Genomic DNA, 19,424 nt, shown 5'->3' with positions numbered 1-19,424 from the left:
TTTCCTCTTCCTTCATCTGATTTCCAAGCCAGCCAAGCTGCTTGGGGCTTATTGTTCAGTTTAGTGGGAAAGACCCGCGTAAAAAACAGAACCCTCAAGTTGAATTGTACAATCAATAACCCAATTAGTAAAGGCAGCTGGCATATTTTACGCCAGCTGCCGAGGATTATTTCTCTGATTTTGATCCTTCTTTGTTGTCGATGCCGCGACCAGAATGGGCTGGTTTGGCAAAAATCATCCGCCCAGCTGCCGTTTGCAAGGCGCTGGTGACGATCACTTCGATGTGTTCGTTCATGTAATGCTGGCCATCTTCCACCACGACCATCGTCCCGTCATCTAGATAAGCGACCCCTTGCTGCCGCTCCGTGCCAGCTTTCACTACTAAGACGTGCATGCTTTCTCCTGGAATCACCACTGGTTTGACCGCATTGGCCAACGCATTGATATTCAAGACCGGCACATTTTGAAATTCAGAAACTTTGTTTAAATTGTAGTCATTAGTCACAACGACACCATCCAGCAATTTCGCTAACTTGATCAGCTTGCTGTCGACTTCGGAAATGTCTTCAAAATCGCCTTCGTACATCTCAACTGCGATGCCTTCTTCTTTTTGCAAAGCATTCAAAATATCCAAGCCGCGACGGCCCCGGACCCGTTTCAAACTATCGCCAGAATCTGCGATGTATTGCAATTCATACAAAACGAAATTCGGGATCAGCAGGACGCCTTCCAAAAAGCCGGTTTTGGCAATATCATAGATCCGGCCATCAATGATCACGCTGGTATCCAAAATTTTGTATTTGTGGAAATGGTCCGCGATTTTTCTTTCTAGCATCTGCTGTTCATCTTGCTCTTGAGGCTCTGCCTTTTTGTTTTTCGGGGCAAAGACTTTTTTCCATTCATCGATCCGTGTCGTCCCGATCTGAAAACCGAGATACCCTAACAGGACCATCACTAAGATTGGGGCGATCCCGTTGATAAAAGGAATATCCCAATTGTAAAAAGGAATCGACACGATCACACCGATCATCAGACCGATGATCGAACCAATTGCGCCAAACAAGAGATAGGTTAAGCTCAATTCACTTAGTTTTTCTTCAATTTTGCGAATACCGGCTGCAATATATTTCGCTAATAGTAAAGATAATAAAAAGAAAATAAGGGCTCCAAGCAAACTATTAGTGATGTTATTATTCAGCCATTCATTTTGGGTTTGCCCAATGGCTTGCCATGCGATGGGCATCAGTGAGATCCCTAGACTTGCACCGGCAAGTACCATTAGTGCGGTAATGACTCGTTTCTGCATACATGTTCCTCCATACTCCAGTAGGTTTCTTTTGTTCAAAAATCCGTGCTGCCAAACTGACTCCTTCCACCAGTCAGCGGCTGTCGGTTGGTTCAATGAATGAACCAGCAGCGTCAGGGCAAGAGGAAGGGAGATTGCCCCTTGCTCTTGCAGTGACTCCACTTTAACGGAAGACTTTCCGTAAGGTTTCGGCTAAGGTAGACACGCCTTCGACTTCGATGCCTTTTGGCGGCTGCCAACCAGTCAGATTGTTTTTAGGCAAATAAACTTTTGTAAAGCCCAGTTTCTGCACCTCTTTGACCCGTTGTTCGATCGCATTGACTCGGCGAATCTCACCCGTCAAGCCAATTTCACCGATAAAACACTCCGTCGGGCTGGTGCCTTTTTCTTTATAGCTGGAGGCGATACTAACAGCGATCGCTAGATCGATCGCGGGTTCATTTAATTTGACCCCGCCGGCTGCTTTTAAGTAGGCATCTTGATTTTGCAGCAGCAAACCTGCCCGTTTTTCTAAAACCGCCATGATCAGCGAGACCCGGTTGAAGTCTAGCCCCGTCGTCGTGCGTTTGGCATTGCCGAACATCGTTGGCGTGACCAATGCTTGGATCTCCACCAAGATTGGCCGACTGCCTTCCATTGCCACTACGATCGCCGATCCGGTTGCGCCTTCTAAGCGTTCTTCCAAAAAGACTTGTGACGGATTGGCGACTTCTTTCAACCCGCCTTCTTCCATTTCAAAAATCCCGATCTCATTGGTGGACCCAAAGCGGTTTTTGACGGCCCGCAAAATCCGAAAGCTGTGGTGCTTTTCGCCTTCGAAATACAAGACGGTATCCACCATGTGCTCCAGCATCCGCGGTCCTGCGATCGAGCCTTCCTTCGTCACGTGGCCAACGATAAAGATGGCGATGCCATTGGTTTTAGCGATTTTCAGCAATTCTGCGGTCGTTTCTCGCACTTGGCTGACACTGCCTGCCACACTGGTGATATCCGGTTGGGTCATGGTTTGGATCGAATCGATGATCACATAATCTGGGCGGATGTTTTCGATCGCTTTACTGATCTCTGACATGTCCGTTTCCCCATAGAGATAAAATTCCGTGTCGATGGCGCCTAAGCGCTGCGCCCGCATTTTGATCTGCTCGGCACTTTCTTCTCCTGACACATACAAGACCGTTCCGCCGATCGCTGCTAATTGCTGGGAAACTTGCAAGAGCAGCGTCGATTTTCCGATCCCGGGATCCCCACCGATCAAAATTAAGGAACCTGGGACCACGCCGCCGCCTAAGACGCGATTCAACTCAGCGAGTTTCGTTTGGACCCGCGGTTCTTTTTTCGGTACGACATCGGCAATTTTCGTCGGCTGCATCTTTTGCCCCGTCAATGTCGTACGTACACGACGATCAGCGGTTTCTTGGATCACTTCTTCTACCATTGAATTCCAGCTGCCGCAATTGGGGCATTTTCCTAAATATTTAGGGGAACTATACCCGCAATTTTGACAGACAAATTGACTTTTTGCTTTTTTTGCCATTGATCTCCTCCACTACTTCTATCAAACAGACCCCCAGGCAGGATTTACTGATTCGAGGAGCCAAAGCCGCCGGTTCGGCTGGCAGTGGTTGTATCTTGATCAGCTTTTAAGAACGGCAAGAAAATTCCTTGGCCGATCCGCTCGCCTTTTTTAATGACGACATCTGTGGGGCCGAAATTAGTAAACTGGAACATAATATGCCCTTCATTATCTGGATTGTCATAGTAATCGCTGTCGATGACGCCGACACCATTCGTCAAGACTAAGAAACGTTTCAAAGGATTGCTGGAACGATTTGTCAGCTGCAAATACTCGTCTTCCCCCATATAGGCTTTGATCCCAGTGGGAATCAAGGTTGGCTTCAACTGTTTTGCGGTCTCTTTCGCAAAAAGCGCTTTGACCCCATCGATCACGCCCGCTTTCCAAATGCTTGGCACCACGATTTCTTCCGCGGCTTCAAAGTCATAACCAGCCGCATGATGGGTGGCACGTTGAGGCAAGGTGATGCTTTTTTCTTTATATGATGTAATAATTTCAAATCCTCGTAATTTCATGGGTTCCTCCAATAATAAAACATATAGCTATTTTAGCATAGGAAGAACTATTTTCTTCATGGAAAACACAATTATCGAAAAGTCTTTACAATTTCTTCGTTTAAAATAGCTCAAAAAGAAAAAAGAGCATGACGAAACGCCCGTTTGCGAGTACAATAGAAAAAATATCAAAAAATAGGCGGTGGCATATGCGCGCAGATCTTTCAAACAAAAACCGAATCGTTGTAAAAATCGGCACCAGCTCGTTGATTTATCCCAATGGTGCCATCAATCTAGCTGGCATCGATGAATTAGCCTTTGTCTTAGCAGCTTTGCAAAACCAAGGCAAAGAAATCATCTTAGTTTCTTCCGGGGCGATCGGTGTTGGCATGAACAAGTTAAATTTGAAAGAACGACCCGTGGAGATTCCACAGCAGCAAGCCGTGGCCGCCGTTGGCCAATCGGAACTGATGACGATCTACAACCAGCGTTTTCAAAGCTATAGCCAGCAGACTGCACAAATTCTGCTGACCAGAGACATCATCGAATTTCCCCAAAGCCGTCAAAACGTTAGCAACACCTTAGAGCAACTACTTACGATGGGGATCATCCCGATCATTAATGAAAACGACACGGTGGCAGTAGATGAATTGGACCATCTCACCAAATTTGGCGACAATGACCAGTTGTCAGCGATCGTCGCTCAGTTGACGAAAGCCGAGCTTTTGATCATGCTTTCTGATATCGATGGCTTTTATTCCGCCAATCCGCTGAATGATCCTGATGCCGTTTTGTATTCCGAGATCAATGAAATCACCCCGGAACTTTTAGAACAAGCTACGGGAAAAGGCAGTCCTTATGGAACCGGCGGTATGACCAGTAAACTAAAAGCCGCCCAACGCATCTTAGACGTGAACAGTCACATGCTGCTCGCTAACGGCAAGCAGCCGAAAATTATTTTTGACTTGCTCGCAGGGGAACCTGTCGGCACCCACTTTTATCAACGAACGGAGGATGAGCAATGAGCAACTTGCAAACGATCGGTCAACAAGCTCAAGCAAGCGCCCAGACATTAAGCTTACTGAGTGCCAGTGAAAAAAATCACCTACTGGTAGCGATGGCCGATGCTTTAGAAAAAGCTACTGAGACGATTTTAGCTGCTAATCAACAAGACCTAGCTGCCGCAAAAGCCAAAGGAACCAGCCAAACGATGCTGGATCGACTGTTGCTGACAGAACAACGGATCACAGAGATGGCTAACGGCATCCGAGAAGTCGCCCAATTGCCCGATCCAATCGGTGCCGTGGATAAAATGTGGCGCAATGCTGACGATCTTTTGATTGGTCAACAGCGGGTGCCCTTAGGGGTCATCGGCATCATCTACGAAGCTCGTCCTAATGTCACCACTGACGCCGCTAGTCTGTGTTTCAAATCAGGAAATGCCGTGATTTTGCGTGGTGGAAAAGAAGCCTTCCACTCCAATCAAGTCCTCGTGACTATTTTACAAGAGGCATTAGCTGCCAATGGACACTCCCGCCATGCGATCCAGTTTATCGAAGACACGAGCCACGAAACAGCGGCTGAACTAATGCGTCTGACGGATTACTTGGATGTTTTGATCCCCCGTGGGGGCGCCGGCTTGATTCGTCGCGTCAAAGAGACCGCCACAGTACCAGTGATCGAAACCGGCACCGGCAACAATCATATCTACATCGATCAAGCCGCCCAGCTGCCGATGGCACTGGCGATCGTTACGAATGCAAAAACGCAACGCCCTTCTGTCTGCAATGCCATCGAAACGATCCTCGTCCATGAAGCAGTGGCAGCGGAATTTTTGCCAATGGTAGAACAGCAATTTGCCAATCAAGTCGAATTGCGAGGAGATGAAAAAGCATTGGCGTTTTTAAACAATGCACAGCTTGCCACTGAAGAGGACTGGGCAACCGAGTTTTTAGACTATATCTTAGCGATCAAAGTGGTGGCTTCGCTAGAAGAAGCCATTGCCCACATCAATCGCTACAATACGAAGCACTCCGAAGCGATCATCACTGATGATTATTTCGCTTCCCAACGCTTCTTGAAAGAAGTTGATGCGGCGGCGGTTTACGTCAATGCCTCGACCCGTTTCACGGATGGCTTTATGTTTGGCTTTGGTGCCGAGATCGGCATCTCGACGCAAAAACTACATGCCCGTGGGCCAATGGGGTTAGAAGCACTGACTTCCACCAAATACATTATTTATGGCGAAGGACAGATCCGTAAGTAACGATATGCAAAAACAGCCCCCTGCTGTAGTGTCCCCCAAAAAGTTCGATCAAAAGCGAACTTTTGGAGGTCGGTACACCCGTGCAAGGGGTTGTTTTTGCGTCTTCTTATGCTTGTGCAGCCCGCAAAACGAAGGAAAGCGGGTCGATGCCAAACAATTCTGTCAGCACCCGATTGGTTGTGGCAAAAACGTCTGCTTCACAACTCTTTTTCGGACAAGCAATCGTCTGTCCTTTGCTGGAAAACGTATCCTGGCGGCTGCCTTCTACAAAAATCACTTCTTGTGTTCCTTTGCGATAGATCAGCCCTTCGTCTTCTTCCAATAATAAGCGAGTCTGCCACTGATTGATTTGAGCGATGGGCATCACCAAGGATGCAACATCCAAGTTTTCTAACGAAAAACTACGACCATCTGGCAGCTGCAGCGTGAAGGTATTGAGTTCATAAGGCAAACAGGCATTGCACCCTCCTTCTGTGATGACTTGGCTCGTGAGGATTTCTACGTTCATTCGTTTCGCCTCCTTTCATGAATACTTCATGTTTAGTTTATCACAAAACCTATGGCCCACGGCGGAGCAATTATTCCGCCTTAAGTTGGATGTGTTTCTTCTTCCTTCTTGCTATGCTAAGGATAAGAAAAAAAGTCTAGGAGGAGTCGCTATGAATACAGAAAGTTTATTAGGAAGAATCGTTACTGTCGTGGCAGTTTTAATCGCAGCATCTCTTGTTTTATCTGTCGTATTAGGCATTGTTGGTGGGTTGATCGGATTGATCTTCCGTTTCGGGATTCCTTTACTGCTGGCCGTTTTGATTGTTCGCTGGTTAACCTCGATTCGCCAAAAACCAAGAAAATATTATCGTTAATTGCAGGAAAACCAAAACCACCTGACTTTCCAACAGTCAGGTGGTTTTTTCTATCCATCAGCCTAATGCGACATCTAGAACCATCATTAAGATAAAGCCTAACATGACGCCAAAAACCGCAAAATGGCGGCGACTCGTCAAGGTTTGCTGCGCTTCTGGAATCAATTCTTCCACCACCACATAAATCATAGCACCCGCTGCAAAAGCCAACGCATACGGCAAGACAGCGGACATACTCGTTACCAACAAAGCCCCGATCACACCCGCGATCGGTTCAACGATCCCAGATGCTTGCCCATACATAAAGGCTTTGGTTCGGCTTAACCCTTCTTGGCGCAAGGGGATCGAAACGGCTGCGCCTTCTGGAAAATTCTGGATCCCGATCCCGATTGCCACCGAAAGTGCTGCTAAGATCGCAGCTCGCGGATCATCAGCACTAGCCGCCGCCCCAAACGCTACCCCTACCGCCAAGCCTTCCGGGATATTATGTAGTGTGATGGAAAAAACCAGCAAGATCGTTCGCTTCAAATGACTAGGCAATCCTTCTGTTTCATGATTCGGACCAAAATGCATATGTGGGAGTGTCTTATCTGCTGCATAAAAAAACAAACCGCCCAAACCAAACCCGGTACTGACCACCAGCCACGGAATGTCGCCATTTTCTTCGGCTCGTGCGATCGCAGGATCTAATAACGACCAGAAACTAGCGGCGATCATCACGCCAGAGGCAAACCCCAGCATTGTATTCAGGACATTTTTATTGATTTCTTTGAAGAAAAAGACTAGCGCTGCCCCAAGCGCCGTCATACCATACGTAAAGATCGTCCCCGCCAGCGCTTGCTGCCATGGCGACAATCCAACCAACCAATCCACCATTCGTCTGCTCCTTTGTCTGACTATTCTACCAATACTCTAGCATAGGAAGCCGTCAGGTTCTACTAGGAAGGCAGCAGCAGCCAAAATTTTTCTTTCACCAGCCCTAAGCCTTTCCCGATGAAATCCTCGGCTTTACTTGAAAGTTTCAACATTCATCGCTATAATGCTAGGAGACTCCATGTCAATTTATATAAAGTGAGGAAAAGAATTGATTACAGTAAGTGATGTAAGTTTGCATTTTTCAGACCGCAAACTGTTTGATGATGTTAATATTAAGTTTACGCCTGGTAATTGTTATGGTTTGATTGGTGCAAATGGTGCTGGTAAATCAACTTTTTTAAAAATTTTATCTGGTGAGATCCAACCTTCGACCGGGAACGTTTCTTTAGGTCCTGATGAACGGATGGCTGTCTTGAAACAGAACCACTATGATTACGAAGAGTTTCCAGTGATCGAAACGGTCATCATGGGCCATAAACGTCTCTACGAAGTGATGAAAGAAAAAGACGCGATCTACATGAAGGAAGACTTTTCTGATGAAGATGGGATTCGTGCCGCCGAACTAGAAGGCGAATTTGCGGAACTTGATGGTTGGGAAGCAGAGCCAGAAGCAGCCGTTCTTTTGCAAGGCCTGAACATTCCCGATGAATTGCATCATGTCTTGATGAAAGATCTAACTGCTGGTCAACGGGTAAAAGTCTTACTCGCACAAGCCCTTTTCGGTAAGCCAGACGTCTTGCTCCTAGATGAGCCTACCAACGGATTGGATATCCAATCTATCAACTGGTTAGAAGAATTTCTAATCAACTTTGACAACACTGTCATCGTTGTTTCCCATGACCGCCACTTCTTAAATAAAGTTTGTACCCATATGGCCGATCTAGACTTCGGCAAAATCAAATTGTTTGTCGGCAACTATGATTTCTGGTTGGAATCAAGCCAATTAGCGGCGAAATTACAATCACAATCAAATGCCAAAAAAGAAGAGCAGATCAAAGAACTGCAAGACTTTATCGCACGCTTTAGTGCCAATGCATCAAAATCCAAACAAGCAACGTCTCGGAAAAAAATGTTGGATAAAATCACCCTTGATGATATTCAACCTTCGTCCCGCCGTTATCCGTTTGTTGGTTTTAAACCAGAACGTGAAATCGGGAATGACTTGCTGCAAGTCGACAATGTCAGTGTGACGATCGACGGCAAAAAGATTTTAGACAATATCTCTTTCACCTTGAATAAAGACGACAAAGTCGCTTTTGTTGCCAATAGCGATATCACCACCACGACGCTATTCAAAGTCATCATGGGGGAAATCACTCCTGATACAGGTAGTGTTCGTTGGGGCGTCACCACGCAGCATGCCTACTTGCCAAAAGATACGACCAGCGAATTCGATACGGATACCCCGATCGTTGATTGGCTGCGTCAATACGCAAGCAAAGAAGAAGACGACAATACCTTCTTGCGCAGCTTCCTAGGTCGCATGTTATTCTCTGGTGATGAAGTATTAAAACCCGTCAACGTTCTTTCCGGGGGCGAAAAAGTTCGCTGTATGTTGTCGAAAATGATGCTTTCAAAAGCCAACGTATTGGTGTTGGATGATCCAACCAATCACTTGGACTTAGAATCGATCACCGCATTAAACGATGGTTTGATGGCCTTCACCGGCTCATTGTTGTTTGCTTCTCATGACCACCAATTTATTCAAACCCTTGCGAACCGTATCATTGCGGTCTCTAGCAAAGGCGTGGTGGATCGTGCCGAAACGACCTACGATGAATTCTTAGAAAACAAAGATGTCCAAAAACGCGTAGCAGAAATGAATCAATAAGCTGCTTTTGAAAAAAAGAACGCTCCAGTTGCCCGCCACCAAGGCTGCAACTGGAGCGTTCTTTTTATTTTGTCTAATACTTCGGGCATGTTGGGCAGGTTACGCTTGTTCTAAACGGGCTTTGCCGAATGAAAACAGCGCCAAGCAGCCGTAGCCGGTATGACTGGAGATCGTTGGACCTAATGGATAATGATGAATAATAATGTCAGGAACTTTTTCGGTCAAACGCTTGATGACTTTCTCCGCTGCTTCGGCATCGCCAGCATTGGCAAAATAAACCGTATTGGTTTTTGATTCGTGAAGATTGGCGATGGTTTGATCCACGATTTTTTGGATCGCTTTGTTGCGTCCCCGCACTCGATCAACACTGCGTAATTTTCCCGCGGTATCTACGGTAATGATTGGTTTCACATTCAACAATCCACCGATCGCTGCGGCTGTTTTAGAGATTCTGCCGCCGCGTTCCAATTGTTTTAAATCATCGACGGTGACCCATGAATCTAAACGCAGTTTATTTTCTTCTACCCATTGGCTGACTTCCAGCAACGAACGCCCTTGGGCTTTTTGTTGGGCTGCTTCAGCAACTAAGAAGCCTTCGCCTAAACTAGCAGAGCGCGTATCGATCAAGGTGATCGCGACTTCTTTGTATTCTTCTTTTAGTAAGGCTACGGCTTGGACGGCACTTTGGAATGAGCCGCTCATTCCTGAAGAAAAACCTAAATAAAGGACCGGTATGCCCGCTTCGACATATGGCCGAAAATATTCCATATAACGTCCGACATTGATTTGAGAAGTCGTCGGTTGCGCATGCTCTTTTAGTTTTCCTAAAAACCATTCCGTATCAAATTCTTTGCCCATATCATCGATATATTCTTTGCCATCTAATTCAATCAGCATTGGAATATAGGCGACATCTAGCTCCGCTAATCTTGCTGCTGGTAAATCACAGCAGGAATCTGTCATGATTTGAAACATGGTTTCACCCCTCTCGTTACCCCCTATTATAGCAAAAAAAGAACAAGACAGAAGAAATTCTCATCAAAAGCAGCCAAACTTATCGTTGACCGCTTCTGACACAGAAGTTCTTTGTCTTGTTCTGATGCTTTCGCGTCAGGTTAAATTTGCGCCCAAACACTTTCTAAGATGTTGGTTTGGCTGCGGTCTGGCCCTACCGAGAAGGTCGAAATGCGGACACCGACTAATTCAGAGATGCGGTGAACGTAATTGCGTGCATTTTCTGGCAGATCTGCCAATGTTTTGCAGCCAGTAATGTCTTCAGACCAACCAGGAAGTTCTTCGTAGACTGGTTTGCAGCGGTTCAACTCTTTCAAGCTTGCTGGGTAATGATAGATCAATTCGCCGTCTAGTTCATAAGCGGTACAGATTTTCACGGTTTCTAGGCCGCTCAAGACATCGATCGAGTTAAGGGATAGGTTCGTGATCCCTGAGACCCGTTTTGAATGGCGCATCACGACGGTATCAAACCAGCCCACACGACGAGGTCGTCCTGTCGTTGTCCCGTATTCACGACCGATCTTACGAATTTGTTCACCTGTTTCATCAAACAGTTCCGTTGGGAATGGACCATCTCCTACCCGAGAGGTGTAGGCTTTGCAGACACCAACGACTTTGTTGATTTTTGAAGGGCCCACACCACTACCGATGGTGACACCTCCAGCAACGGGGTTGGATGACGTTACGAAAGGATAGGTTCCTTGGTCGATATCCAGCATCACGCCTTGTGCCCCTTCAAATAAAACTCGTTTGCCTTCATCTAAGGCATCGTTAAGGATCACCGAAGTATCCGTCACATATTTTTTGATTTGTTGGCCATATTCGTAATACTCTTCAAAAATATCTTCAAAGGCGATTGGCTCTGCATCAAACATTTTCACGAATTGACGATTTTTTTCTTCTAAGTTGATGCGCAGACGTTCTTCAAAAATTTCTTTGTCTAAAAGATCAGCGATCCGAATGCCGACTCTGGCTGCTTTATCCATATAGGCTGGTCCGATCCCTTTGATTGTCGTACCGATCTTGTTGTCACCTTTGGCATCTTCTTGCAGCTGATCCAAATGGATATGGTAAGGTAAAATAACATGTGCACGATCAGAGATCTTCAAGTTTTCTGTTATTATATTGTTTTCTTTCAAGTATGCTAATTCTTTAACTAATGATTTCGGGTTCACAACGACCCCGTTTCCAATGACACTGATTTTATCTGCATAAAAGATCCCTGAAGGAATCAAATGCAGTTTATAGGTCACACCGTCAAATTTAATCGTATGGCCGGCATTGTCTCCACCTTGATAACGTGCAATGACTTCCGCGTTTTCACTCAAAAAGTCCGTAATCTTTCCTTTACCTTCATCGCCCCATTGTGTACCTACTACTACTACAGATGACATATAATGACCTCTTTCTTTAATTAGTGCATTCCTTAAGTATTGTAACAAGATTCGCAAGCTCTTTCAATCTAAAATCGAATAATCGTTTTAAATTCTCATTTTTCAGGGGTAAAAAACGAACTATTTTCTTTGGAATAATTATTTATACACGTAAAAACGAATAAAGTCGACACATAAAAAAAGCCCTACTACCATCAGCGCAATGCAGACGGCAGCAGGAGCCATTGTTTTTCAAATAATTGGTGTCTTACCCGAACTCTTCTCGTGGCGAGACCGAGGAGAATTTATTGTATTCTTTGATGAATAGAAGTTCGACCGTCCCCCGGGCACCACTCCGGTTTTTTTCAATAATGACTTCGATCACATTGTTGTTTTGTTGTTCTTCTGGTTCATCGTCATCGTCGCCTTCACTGCGGTAGTAGTCATCCCGATACAAGAAAGCAACGATATCGGCATCCTGCTCGATCGACCCTGATTCCCGGATATCACTTAAAACAGGACGTTTGTCTTGTCGCTGTTCCACACCCCGAGAAAGCTGAGACAGTGCAATCACCGGCACTTTCAATTCCTTCGCCAGTTTCTTTAATTGGCGAGAGATCTCAGAGACTTCTTGTTGGCGGTTTTCGCGACCCGTTCCTTCAATCAGCTGCAAATAGTCGATCAAAATCAAGCCGAGATTGCCTTTTTCTTGCGCCAGTTTCCGACAACGCGCCCGGATCTCAGAGATCTTGATCCCGGGGGTATCATCGATATAGATATTGGCGTTAGAAAGACTGCCCATGGCAACGATCAAATTCCGCCATTCTTCTTCTGAGAGCTGCCCCGTCCGCAAGTGACTAGCCTCAATCGAGCCTTCCGCACAAAGCATCCGGTTGACCAATGATTCAGCCCCCATTTCCAGACTAAAGATCGCTACGGAACGATCGGTTTTCGTTCCGACATTTTGCGCGATATTCAAGGCAAACGCGGTTTTCCCTACCGCGGGGCGGGCAGCGAGAATAATCAGCTCTTCTTTTTGCAGCCCCGCCGTCATTTTGTCTAAAGCCGCATAACCCGTAGGTAATCCGGTGATTTCTTCGTTGTTTTGCGCCAACTGATCGATCGTTTCGATCGTCCGATTCAAGACTTCCGCTATCGATTGGAAGCCATTGCTGTTGCGCTTTTCGGATACTTCTAAAATACTTTTTTCTGCTTGATCAATGATCGATTGTACATCTTCATCTTGTTCAAAGCCTTTGGTTACGATACGGCTCGCTGTTTGGATTAGATTGCGCAGCGTGGCTTTGTCGTCAACGATCTTCGCATAATAAGCAATACTTGCTGCTGATGGTGAAGCTTGACTCAGTTCAGTCAGATACGTCAGACCGCCAACATCTTCAAGACTGTTGCTTTTTTCAATTTCTGCTTTCAACGTAATCAAGTCGATCGATTCACTACGGTCGTTCAACTGGATCATTGCTTGAAAAATTATTTGATGGCTGCGGCGATAAAAATCTTCTGGGGCGATTACTTCCATTGCATCGATGATCGCATCGGCATCTAAAAAGACTGCCCCTAGGACCGCTTGTTCCGCTTCAATATCTTGTGGGGGAACTTGATTTTGCCAAACTTCATTCATGCCATTCGCTCCTTCGTCCATTCATTCTACAAGATTCCCATCCAAAGTACAAGATTGCTTGGACGTTTGCCGAAAAAAACCCCAACATGTGACTGTTGGGAGTAATGCTTATTCTTGAATGGTATGAACATTGATCGTTGCTGTTACTTGTGGGTGCAATTTTACAGGTACTTGCGTAAACCCTAATGCACGAATCGGCTGATCCAATTCGATTTTGCGTTTGTCGATCTTAATTTTGTATTGCTTGTTCAAGGCATCGGCAATTTGTTTTGATGGGATCGAACCGAACAAGCGGCCATCTTCCCCTGCTTTGGCATTGATCTTCACGACGGTTTCTTCTTTTTCAAGAAGTGCTTTTAACTCTTTCGCTTCTGCTAAGACTTCCGCATCTTGTTTTTCTTTGGCTTTTTGTTTGCCTTTTAATTCTGCCATGCTTTCATTGTTGGCAGGTTTGGCTAAGTTGTTTTTGATCAGGAAGTTTTGTGCGTAGCCATTAGGGACTTCCTTGATATCGCCTTTTTTGCCTTTGCCTTTGACATCTTGTAAGAAAATAACTTTCATCTTGGTCACTCCTTGTTATTGTTCATTTTTCGTTAATTCCGCTCGCAACTGGTTTTCTACATCGCCAATGCTGCTGTTTTTTATTTGCGTGGCTGCGTTGGTAAAATGTCCGCCGCCGCCTAATGCCTCCATCAAGGTTTGTACATTGACTTTTCCGGTACTTCTAGCACTAATACCGATCAAATCTCCTGGCTGTTTCGTAATGACAAACGCGGCATGGATCCCATTGATCGATAGCAGAGTATCGGCCGCTTTTGCAACGGTGACACTATCGTACACCCGATCTTCATCCGCTGCAGCAATCACGATATCTTCTCGGAAATGCTGGCTGCGAGAAACCAGTTCACTGATCATCAAATAGGAATCTAAATCCGTACTCAACATGTATTGAACCAATGACGTATCTGCGCCTTGATTTTTCAAATAGCCAGCAATATCAAAGGTCCGACCAGTGGTTCGCACCGTGAAGTTCTTCGTATCCACGTAGATTCCCGCTAATAAAGAAGTCGTAATAAATTTAGGGACTTGCGATCTGCGAGAAGCGCGATACTGGATCAATTCTGCTACCAGTTCCGATGCTGAAGACGCGGAAGATTCAATATACGTCAATAATGGCTTATCGGGAAACTCATCCCCGCGACGATGGTGATCGATCACTGCGATTTTGTCAAATTCATCATAGACCGCTTGCGAGATCGACATCGACGGCTTATGGTAATCTACCATCACTAAGACACTTTCTTCATTTGATAAATTGACTGCTTCTTCCCCAGTGATCACAAATCGTTCCAGCTCGGGGTATTTTTTCAATTCTTCCAATGCCCGCTGAATGTCGGCGGTGATCTCTTTCGGATTTAAAATGATGTAGCATTCTTTGTCGCTCATCATCGCCATGTAAGCCACCCCAAAAGCCGAACCTAAAGCATCCATGTCCGGGTAACGATGTCCCATGATAAAGATCCGCTGGTTTTCAGCAAAAATCTTTCTCAACGCCGTACTCATGGCACGAGAACGAACACGCGTTCTCTTCGGCGTACCATCCGTATTACCGCCAAAGAATTGCGGTTTTGCTTCTTCTTTGGCTTCTTTTAAAACGACTTGATCGCCGCCACGAACTAACGCAATGTCGAGATTGTTTTGTGCCACTTCACCAATCTCTTCAAAAGACTCTTCCCCATAGGAAATTCCCATACTGATCGTTAATGCCAGATCATTTTTTTCCGCAACTTGCCGTACTCTAGTCAAAAATTGGAATTTTTCTTCCTTCATCCGCTCAATATCTGAATACTTCGCGACGAAAAGAAACCGCTCGGAATTGATTCGTTTGTAAAAAACATGATTCTCACTTGCCCAATCAGAAATCAGTGTCGTGATCAGCGAGTTCAAATAAGAAACTTGTTTGTCGTCTTTTTTCTCAATCAAATCATCGTAATTATCAATTGAAATCAACCCAATTGCTGCCATCTTTTTTACCCCTCAATGTATCATCCCATTTTTTTGAAGCTTTGTTCCTTATTTTACCACAAAACAATCAAATAGGCGATTGATGCAAAAAGTTCCACGTGAAACTTTTTTGGTGAGATAATCATGGGAAAATTTCTGTCACTTGTTATTTTATCTGTATATAAAATAACAAGTATTTCTTCAGTAGATAAAAAAATTGACAAGCTTCAAAAGAAACTTGTCAATGAAAATCATTCGATTTATTCTTCGCCTACGAATGGAAGTAATCCCATAATACGCGCACGTTTGATTGCAATGGTAAGTTTGCGTTGGTTTTTCGCACCAGTACCAGTTACACGACGTGGTAAAATTTTACCGCGTTCTGAAATGAAACGTTTTAGTAATTCAATATCTTTATAATCGATATGTTCAATATGGTTTGCAGCAATGTAGTCTACTTTACGACGTTTGCGTCCGCCTCTTCTTTGTTGTGCCATCCTATTTCCCTCCTATCAATTTCTTAGAATGGTAAATCATCGTCTGAAATGTCGATTGATGAGTTTCCGAATGGATCGGAGTTGTCTCGATCAAAATTAGGCATTCCTGATGGTTGAGAGGATTGAGTTTGATTTGAGTTATTGTTACCAAATCCAGAAGAACTATTTGAGTTATACGTATTGCTGCTGCCAGATCCGCTATCAGTTGTGCGTCTTTGCTCGGAAGCATTTCGCGATTCTAATAATTGGAAGTTGTCAGCAACGACTTCTGTTACATAAACACGTTGGCCTTGTTGGTTGTCGTATGAACGGGTTTGAATACGTCCAGTAACCCCTAATAAAGTTCCTTTGCGTGCATAGTTTGCTAATGTTTCCGCTGGTTTTCTCCAAATAACACAGTTGATGAAATCAGCTTCGCGCTCTCCACTTTGGTTGGTAAAATTGCGATTTACCGCCAAGGTAAAGGTTGCGACACCAGTGCCATTAGAAGTGTAACGTAAATCAGGATCTTTGGTTAGTCTTCCTACTAGTACAACATTATTAATCAAAGTTCATCATCTCCTCATCGCTTTTGTTTCATGTGAAACAATATTATGCTTCTTCTTTGACAATCATGTGACGGATAATGTCATCATTGATTTTCGCAAGACGGTCAAACTCGTTGATTGCACTTGCAGTTGTTGAAGAAGAAACTTTAACGATGTGATAGATACCCTCACGGAATCCATCCATTTCATACGCTAGACGGCGTTTTTGCCAATCTTTTGATTCGATAACTTCAGCGCCGTTATCAGTTAAGATTGAGTCAAAACGAGCGATCAATGCGGCTTTTGCTTCTTCATCAATGTTTGGACGAATGATATATAAGATCTCATATTTCGTGTTTTCCATTGATTTTTCACCTCCCTGTGGACTTTGGCCCCTAGTTTTCTAGGAGCAGAGAGAGTGGTCTAATTAGACTACTCACAAATAATTATTATACACTTTTTTCGTCCCTACTGCAAGCTATTTTTTTGCGTCCCTGCATCTACCCATCACTGCAAACAATCGCTTACACTGATAAATACGTCAGCTGCTGCCGATTTTTTGAAAAAGAGTAAAAAGACAGCAAGCTGCAGGTTCGCAGGTTGCTGTCTTCCTAGAAAACGTATTGCTTATTCTTGTGTATCCGTAGTGTCTTCCGTTGTTTCTTCCACAACTGGCACGTCTTGTCCCGCTGTTTCTTCAGCAGTCGCTAGTTCTTCTTCGACTTCTGGTTCAACCGTTGCCATCGTCACTACTTTGGCATTGTTTTCCATCTTCATCAAACGAACCCCTAAGGTTGCCCGACCAGTTTGGGAAACAGTCGCTACATTGAAACGAATCAAGACGCCTTTATCGGTGATCACCATGATGTCTTCTTCACCGCTGACCGTCGTCAAGCCGGCTAATGGACCGTTTTTCGCCGTAATGTTGGCTGTTTTGATCCCTTTTCCGCCACGACCTTTGATTGGGTATTCAGAGCCTTTGGTACGCTTGCCATAGCCGTTCTCAGTGATGACCAAGACTTCACTGTCTTCTGTGATCACTGCAGCGCCTACCACGTAGTCTCCGTCCCTTAGACGAATGCCTCGCACACCAGCAGCTGTTCGGCCCATATCCCGAACAAGGGCTTCTTTGAAAGTCACAGAGTAGCCATCGTGGGTGCCGATGATCACGACATCTTCGCCATGGGTTTCGATCACGTTAACCAACTCATCATTTTCCCGAAGACCGATCGCAATCAGACCATTGGCACGGATATTTGAAAAGGCCGTCACTGAGGTCCGTTTGACCACACCTAGACGCGTCGTGAAGAACAAGTAGCGTCCTTCTTGAGGCCCACCTGAAGCCGAAATGATCGCTTCGATCCGTTCGCTAGAATCGATCCCTAGCAGATTGATCACAGGGATACCTTTGGCTGCCCGACCATACTCAGGAATTTCATAACCTTTGGCTTTGTAAACTTTCCCTTTATTGGTGAAGAACAGTAATGTGTCGTGAGTCGAACAAGAAATCAACGTCTTCACGAAGTCTTCATCGTGGATCCCCATTCCTTGAACGCCACGTCCGCCGCGACGTTGTGCACGGAATTCAGACTTAGCTACTCGTTTGATGTATCCATTGTTCGTCAAAGTAATGACGATTTCTTCTTCTTCGATCAAGTCTTCATCTTCAAGACTTAAGACTTCCCCAACCAATAATTCAGTCCGGCGATCATCGCCAAAGCGTTGGCCTAATTCTTGTAACTCCGTTTGGATGATCTCTAGGACTCGTTGTGGATTTGCTAAAATGTCTGTCAAATCAGCGATAAATTCTAACAAACCTTGGTACTCGTTTTCGATCTTGTCGCGTTCCAAACCAGTCAAGCGACGCAAACGCATATCTAAAATTGCTTGCGCTTGGCGATCGGACAATTTGAAGCGCTCCATCATGCTATTTTTTGCTTCATCATCAGAATTTGATGCCCGGATCAAAGCAATGATCTCATCGATATGATCCAATGCGATCCGTAACCCTTCTAGGATGTGGGCACGGGCTTCTGCTTTGTTTTTATCAAACTGTGTCCGACGAGTTACCACTTCTTGTTGATGCTCGATGTAATTTTCTAAAATTCGTTTCAAACTCAAAATCTTCGGCACGCCTTTTTCAATGGCTAACATATTAAAGCCAAAAGAAGATTGCAGTGCAGTCATTTTGTAGAGATTGTTTAAGATCACCGACGCACTGACGTCGCGACGAACGTCGATCACGATCCGCATGCCTTCACGAGACGATTCATCCCGCAGATCGGTGATTCCTTCGATCCGTTTGTCACGGTGCAGCTCAGAGATCCGCTCGATCAACTTCGCTTTATTGACCATATACGGCAATTCAGTCACTAAGATCCGTTCTTTACCGTTGGGCATTTCAGTCACTTCGACTTTTCCGCGAACAGTGATCGAACCTTTCCCTGTTTCATAGGCACGGCGAATACCGGATTTTCCCATGACGATCCCGCCGGTTGGGAAATCTGGTCCCGGCAGGACTTCCATCAATTCACTTGTCGTGACTTCTGGATTTTCCATCAATAGATCGATGGCTGCAATAACTTCATTCAAGTTATGAGGCGGGATATTGGTCGCCATCCCAACAGCGATCCCCGTCGTCCCGTTGACCAAAAGGTTCGGGAAGCGTGCTGGTAATACCGCTGGTTCTCGTTCTGTATCATCATAATTGCTTTGGAAATCAACAGTATCTTTGTTGATGTCCCGCAGCATCTCCATCGCCAGTTTGCTCATGCGGGCTTCGGTATACCGCATCGCAGCGGCACCGTCACCATCGACTGAACCAAAGTTTCCGTGGCCATCGACTAACATGTAGCGATAGCTGAAGGGCTGTGCCATCCGCACCATTGATTCATAGATCGCACTGTCACCATGGGGATGGTATTTCCCCATGACATCGCCGACGATCCGGGCTGATTTTTTATGGGGCTTGTCTGGTGTGACCCCTAATTCATTCATTCCATATAAAATTCGGCGGTGAACCGGCTTTAAGCCATCCCGCACATCTGGTAAAGCCCTAGCAACAATTACACTCATTGCATAATCGATAAAGGACTCGCGCATTTCACTGGTCAGATTGACGTCATGAATATTTTGTTTTGCTTCTTCACTCAAGCTGTTTC

Annotated in this window: 18 protein-coding genes; 4 read left to right on the top strand and 14 right to left on the bottom strand. The window is 45.2% G+C overall.

The features are described from left to right. Positions 1-166 precede the first annotated feature (166 nt). The 3 genes from A5882_RS04845 to A5882_RS04835 all read right to left on the bottom strand — a co-directional run bounded on the left by A5882_RS04845 (position 167) and on the right by A5882_RS04835 (position 3,394). The gene (locus A5882_RS04845) at positions 167-1,306 is read right to left on the bottom strand and encodes a PIN/TRAM domain-containing protein (RefSeq protein ID WP_005232908.1); all 1,140 of its coding nucleotides are present in this window, start codon (positions 1,304-1,306) and stop codon (positions 167-169) included. Between the two features lie 163 nt (positions 1,307-1,469). Continuing rightward, on the bottom strand, positions 1,470-2,840 hold the full coding sequence (gene radA, locus A5882_RS04840; RefSeq protein WP_005226394.1) for a DNA repair protein RadA: 1,371 nt from the start codon (positions 2,838-2,840) through the stop codon (positions 1,470-1,472). Between the two features lie 44 nt (positions 2,841-2,884). Then, on the bottom strand, positions 2,885-3,394 hold the full coding sequence (locus A5882_RS04835) for a dUTP diphosphatase (RefSeq protein ID WP_005232909.1): 510 nt from the start codon (positions 3,392-3,394) through the stop codon (positions 2,885-2,887). A 188-nt stretch (positions 3,395-3,582) separates the two neighbouring features. Here A5882_RS04835 and proB point away from each other — a divergent pair, with 188 nt between their 5' ends. After that, positions 3,583-4,398, top strand: coding sequence for a glutamate 5-kinase (gene proB / locus A5882_RS04830; RefSeq protein WP_034872095.1), 816 nt, complete (start codon positions 3,583-3,585; stop codon positions 4,396-4,398). Next, positions 4,395-5,639 carry a glutamate-5-semialdehyde dehydrogenase gene (locus tag A5882_RS04825; RefSeq protein ID WP_061053519.1) on the top strand — a complete coding sequence of 415 codons (1,245 nt, stop codon included), beginning with the start codon at positions 4,395-4,397 and terminating at the stop codon, positions 5,637-5,639. Before proB ends, A5882_RS04825 begins: the two co-directional genes overlap by 4 nt. Positions 5,640-5,745: 106 nt before the next feature. On the opposite strand, the gene A5882_RS04820 is transcribed toward A5882_RS04825, so the two are convergent. After that, positions 5,746-6,147, bottom strand: a complete 402-nt coding sequence (locus A5882_RS04820) for a DUF4809 family protein (RefSeq protein WP_086316721.1) — start codon at positions 6,145-6,147, stop codon at positions 5,746-5,748. Between the two features lie 151 nt (positions 6,148-6,298). Between A5882_RS04820 and A5882_RS04815 the strand changes: the two genes are divergently transcribed. After that, positions 6,299-6,502 carry a hypothetical protein gene (locus tag A5882_RS04815; RefSeq protein WP_008376766.1) on the top strand — a complete coding sequence of 68 codons (204 nt, stop codon included), beginning with the start codon at positions 6,299-6,301 and terminating at the stop codon, positions 6,500-6,502. Between the two features lie 57 nt (positions 6,503-6,559). Here A5882_RS04815 and A5882_RS04810 read toward each other — a convergent pair whose 3' ends face one another. Continuing rightward, on the bottom strand, positions 6,560-7,378 hold the full coding sequence (locus tag A5882_RS04810; protein ID WP_086372484.1) for a ZIP family metal transporter: 819 nt from the start codon (positions 7,376-7,378) through the stop codon (positions 6,560-6,562). A gap of 208 nt (positions 7,379-7,586) precedes the next feature. On the opposite strand from A5882_RS04810, the gene A5882_RS04805 reads away from it, so the two are divergent. After that, positions 7,587-9,209 (top strand): ABC-F family ATP-binding cassette domain-containing protein, encoded by a 1,623-nt coding sequence (locus A5882_RS04805; RefSeq protein ID WP_005226380.1) that lies wholly within the window; start codon positions 7,587-7,589, stop codon positions 9,207-9,209. A 99-nt stretch (positions 9,210-9,308) separates the two neighbouring features. On the opposite strand, the gene A5882_RS04800 is transcribed toward A5882_RS04805, so the two are convergent. The 9 genes from A5882_RS04800 to gyrA all read right to left on the bottom strand — a co-directional run bounded on the left by A5882_RS04800 (position 9,309) and on the right by gyrA (position 19,416). Continuing rightward, positions 9,309-10,184: a DegV family protein gene (locus A5882_RS04800; protein ID WP_086372483.1), complete on the bottom strand. Its 876-nt coding sequence runs from the start codon at positions 10,182-10,184 to the stop codon at positions 9,309-9,311. A gap of 140 nt (positions 10,185-10,324) precedes the next feature. Beyond that, a complete protein-coding gene (locus tag A5882_RS04795; RefSeq protein WP_005232916.1) occupies positions 10,325-11,617 on the bottom strand; it encodes an adenylosuccinate synthase in 1,293 nt (430 codons plus the stop codon). Positions 11,618-11,864: 247 nt separating this feature from the next. Next, positions 11,865-13,235 carry a replicative DNA helicase gene (gene dnaB, locus A5882_RS04790; RefSeq protein WP_005226374.1) on the bottom strand — a complete coding sequence of 457 codons (1,371 nt, stop codon included), beginning with the start codon at positions 13,233-13,235 and terminating at the stop codon, positions 11,865-11,867. Positions 13,236-13,343: 108 nt separating this feature from the next. Continuing rightward, positions 13,344-13,796 carry a 50S ribosomal protein L9 gene (rplI, locus tag A5882_RS04785; RefSeq protein ID WP_005226371.1) on the bottom strand — a complete coding sequence of 151 codons (453 nt, stop codon included), beginning with the start codon at positions 13,794-13,796 and terminating at the stop codon, positions 13,344-13,346. Positions 13,797-13,811: 15 nt separating this feature from the next. Beyond that, positions 13,812-15,260, bottom strand: a complete 1,449-nt coding sequence (locus A5882_RS04780; protein WP_005232918.1) for a DHH family phosphoesterase — start codon at positions 15,258-15,260, stop codon at positions 13,812-13,814. A 239-nt stretch (positions 15,261-15,499) separates the two neighbouring features. Continuing rightward, on the bottom strand, positions 15,500-15,736 hold the full coding sequence (rpsR, locus tag A5882_RS04775) for a 30S ribosomal protein S18 (RefSeq protein WP_005226367.1): 237 nt from the start codon (positions 15,734-15,736) through the stop codon (positions 15,500-15,502). 23 nt (positions 15,737-15,759) lie between these two features. Next, entirely contained in the window at positions 15,760-16,284 is a 525-nt protein-coding gene (gene ssb, locus A5882_RS04770) for a single-stranded DNA-binding protein (RefSeq protein WP_005232920.1), read from the bottom strand. A gap of 43 nt (positions 16,285-16,327) precedes the next feature. Further along, positions 16,328-16,627: a 30S ribosomal protein S6 gene (gene rpsF / locus A5882_RS04765; RefSeq protein WP_005226363.1), complete on the bottom strand. Its 300-nt coding sequence runs from the start codon at positions 16,625-16,627 to the stop codon at positions 16,328-16,330. 263 nt (positions 16,628-16,890) lie between these two features. After that, positions 16,891-19,416 carry a DNA gyrase subunit A gene (gene gyrA / locus A5882_RS04760; RefSeq protein WP_086372482.1) on the bottom strand — a complete coding sequence of 842 codons (2,526 nt, stop codon included), beginning with the start codon at positions 19,414-19,416 and terminating at the stop codon, positions 16,891-16,893. Positions 19,417-19,424: the final 8 nt, after the last annotated feature.

Source organism: Enterococcus sp. 4E1_DIV0656 (assembly GCF_002140695.1).
In the GTDB taxonomy this organism is placed as follows: domain Bacteria; phylum Bacillota; class Bacilli; order Lactobacillales; family Enterococcaceae; genus Enterococcus_D; species Enterococcus_D entomosocium.
This window is presented reverse-complemented; position numbering and strand designations above follow the sequence as displayed.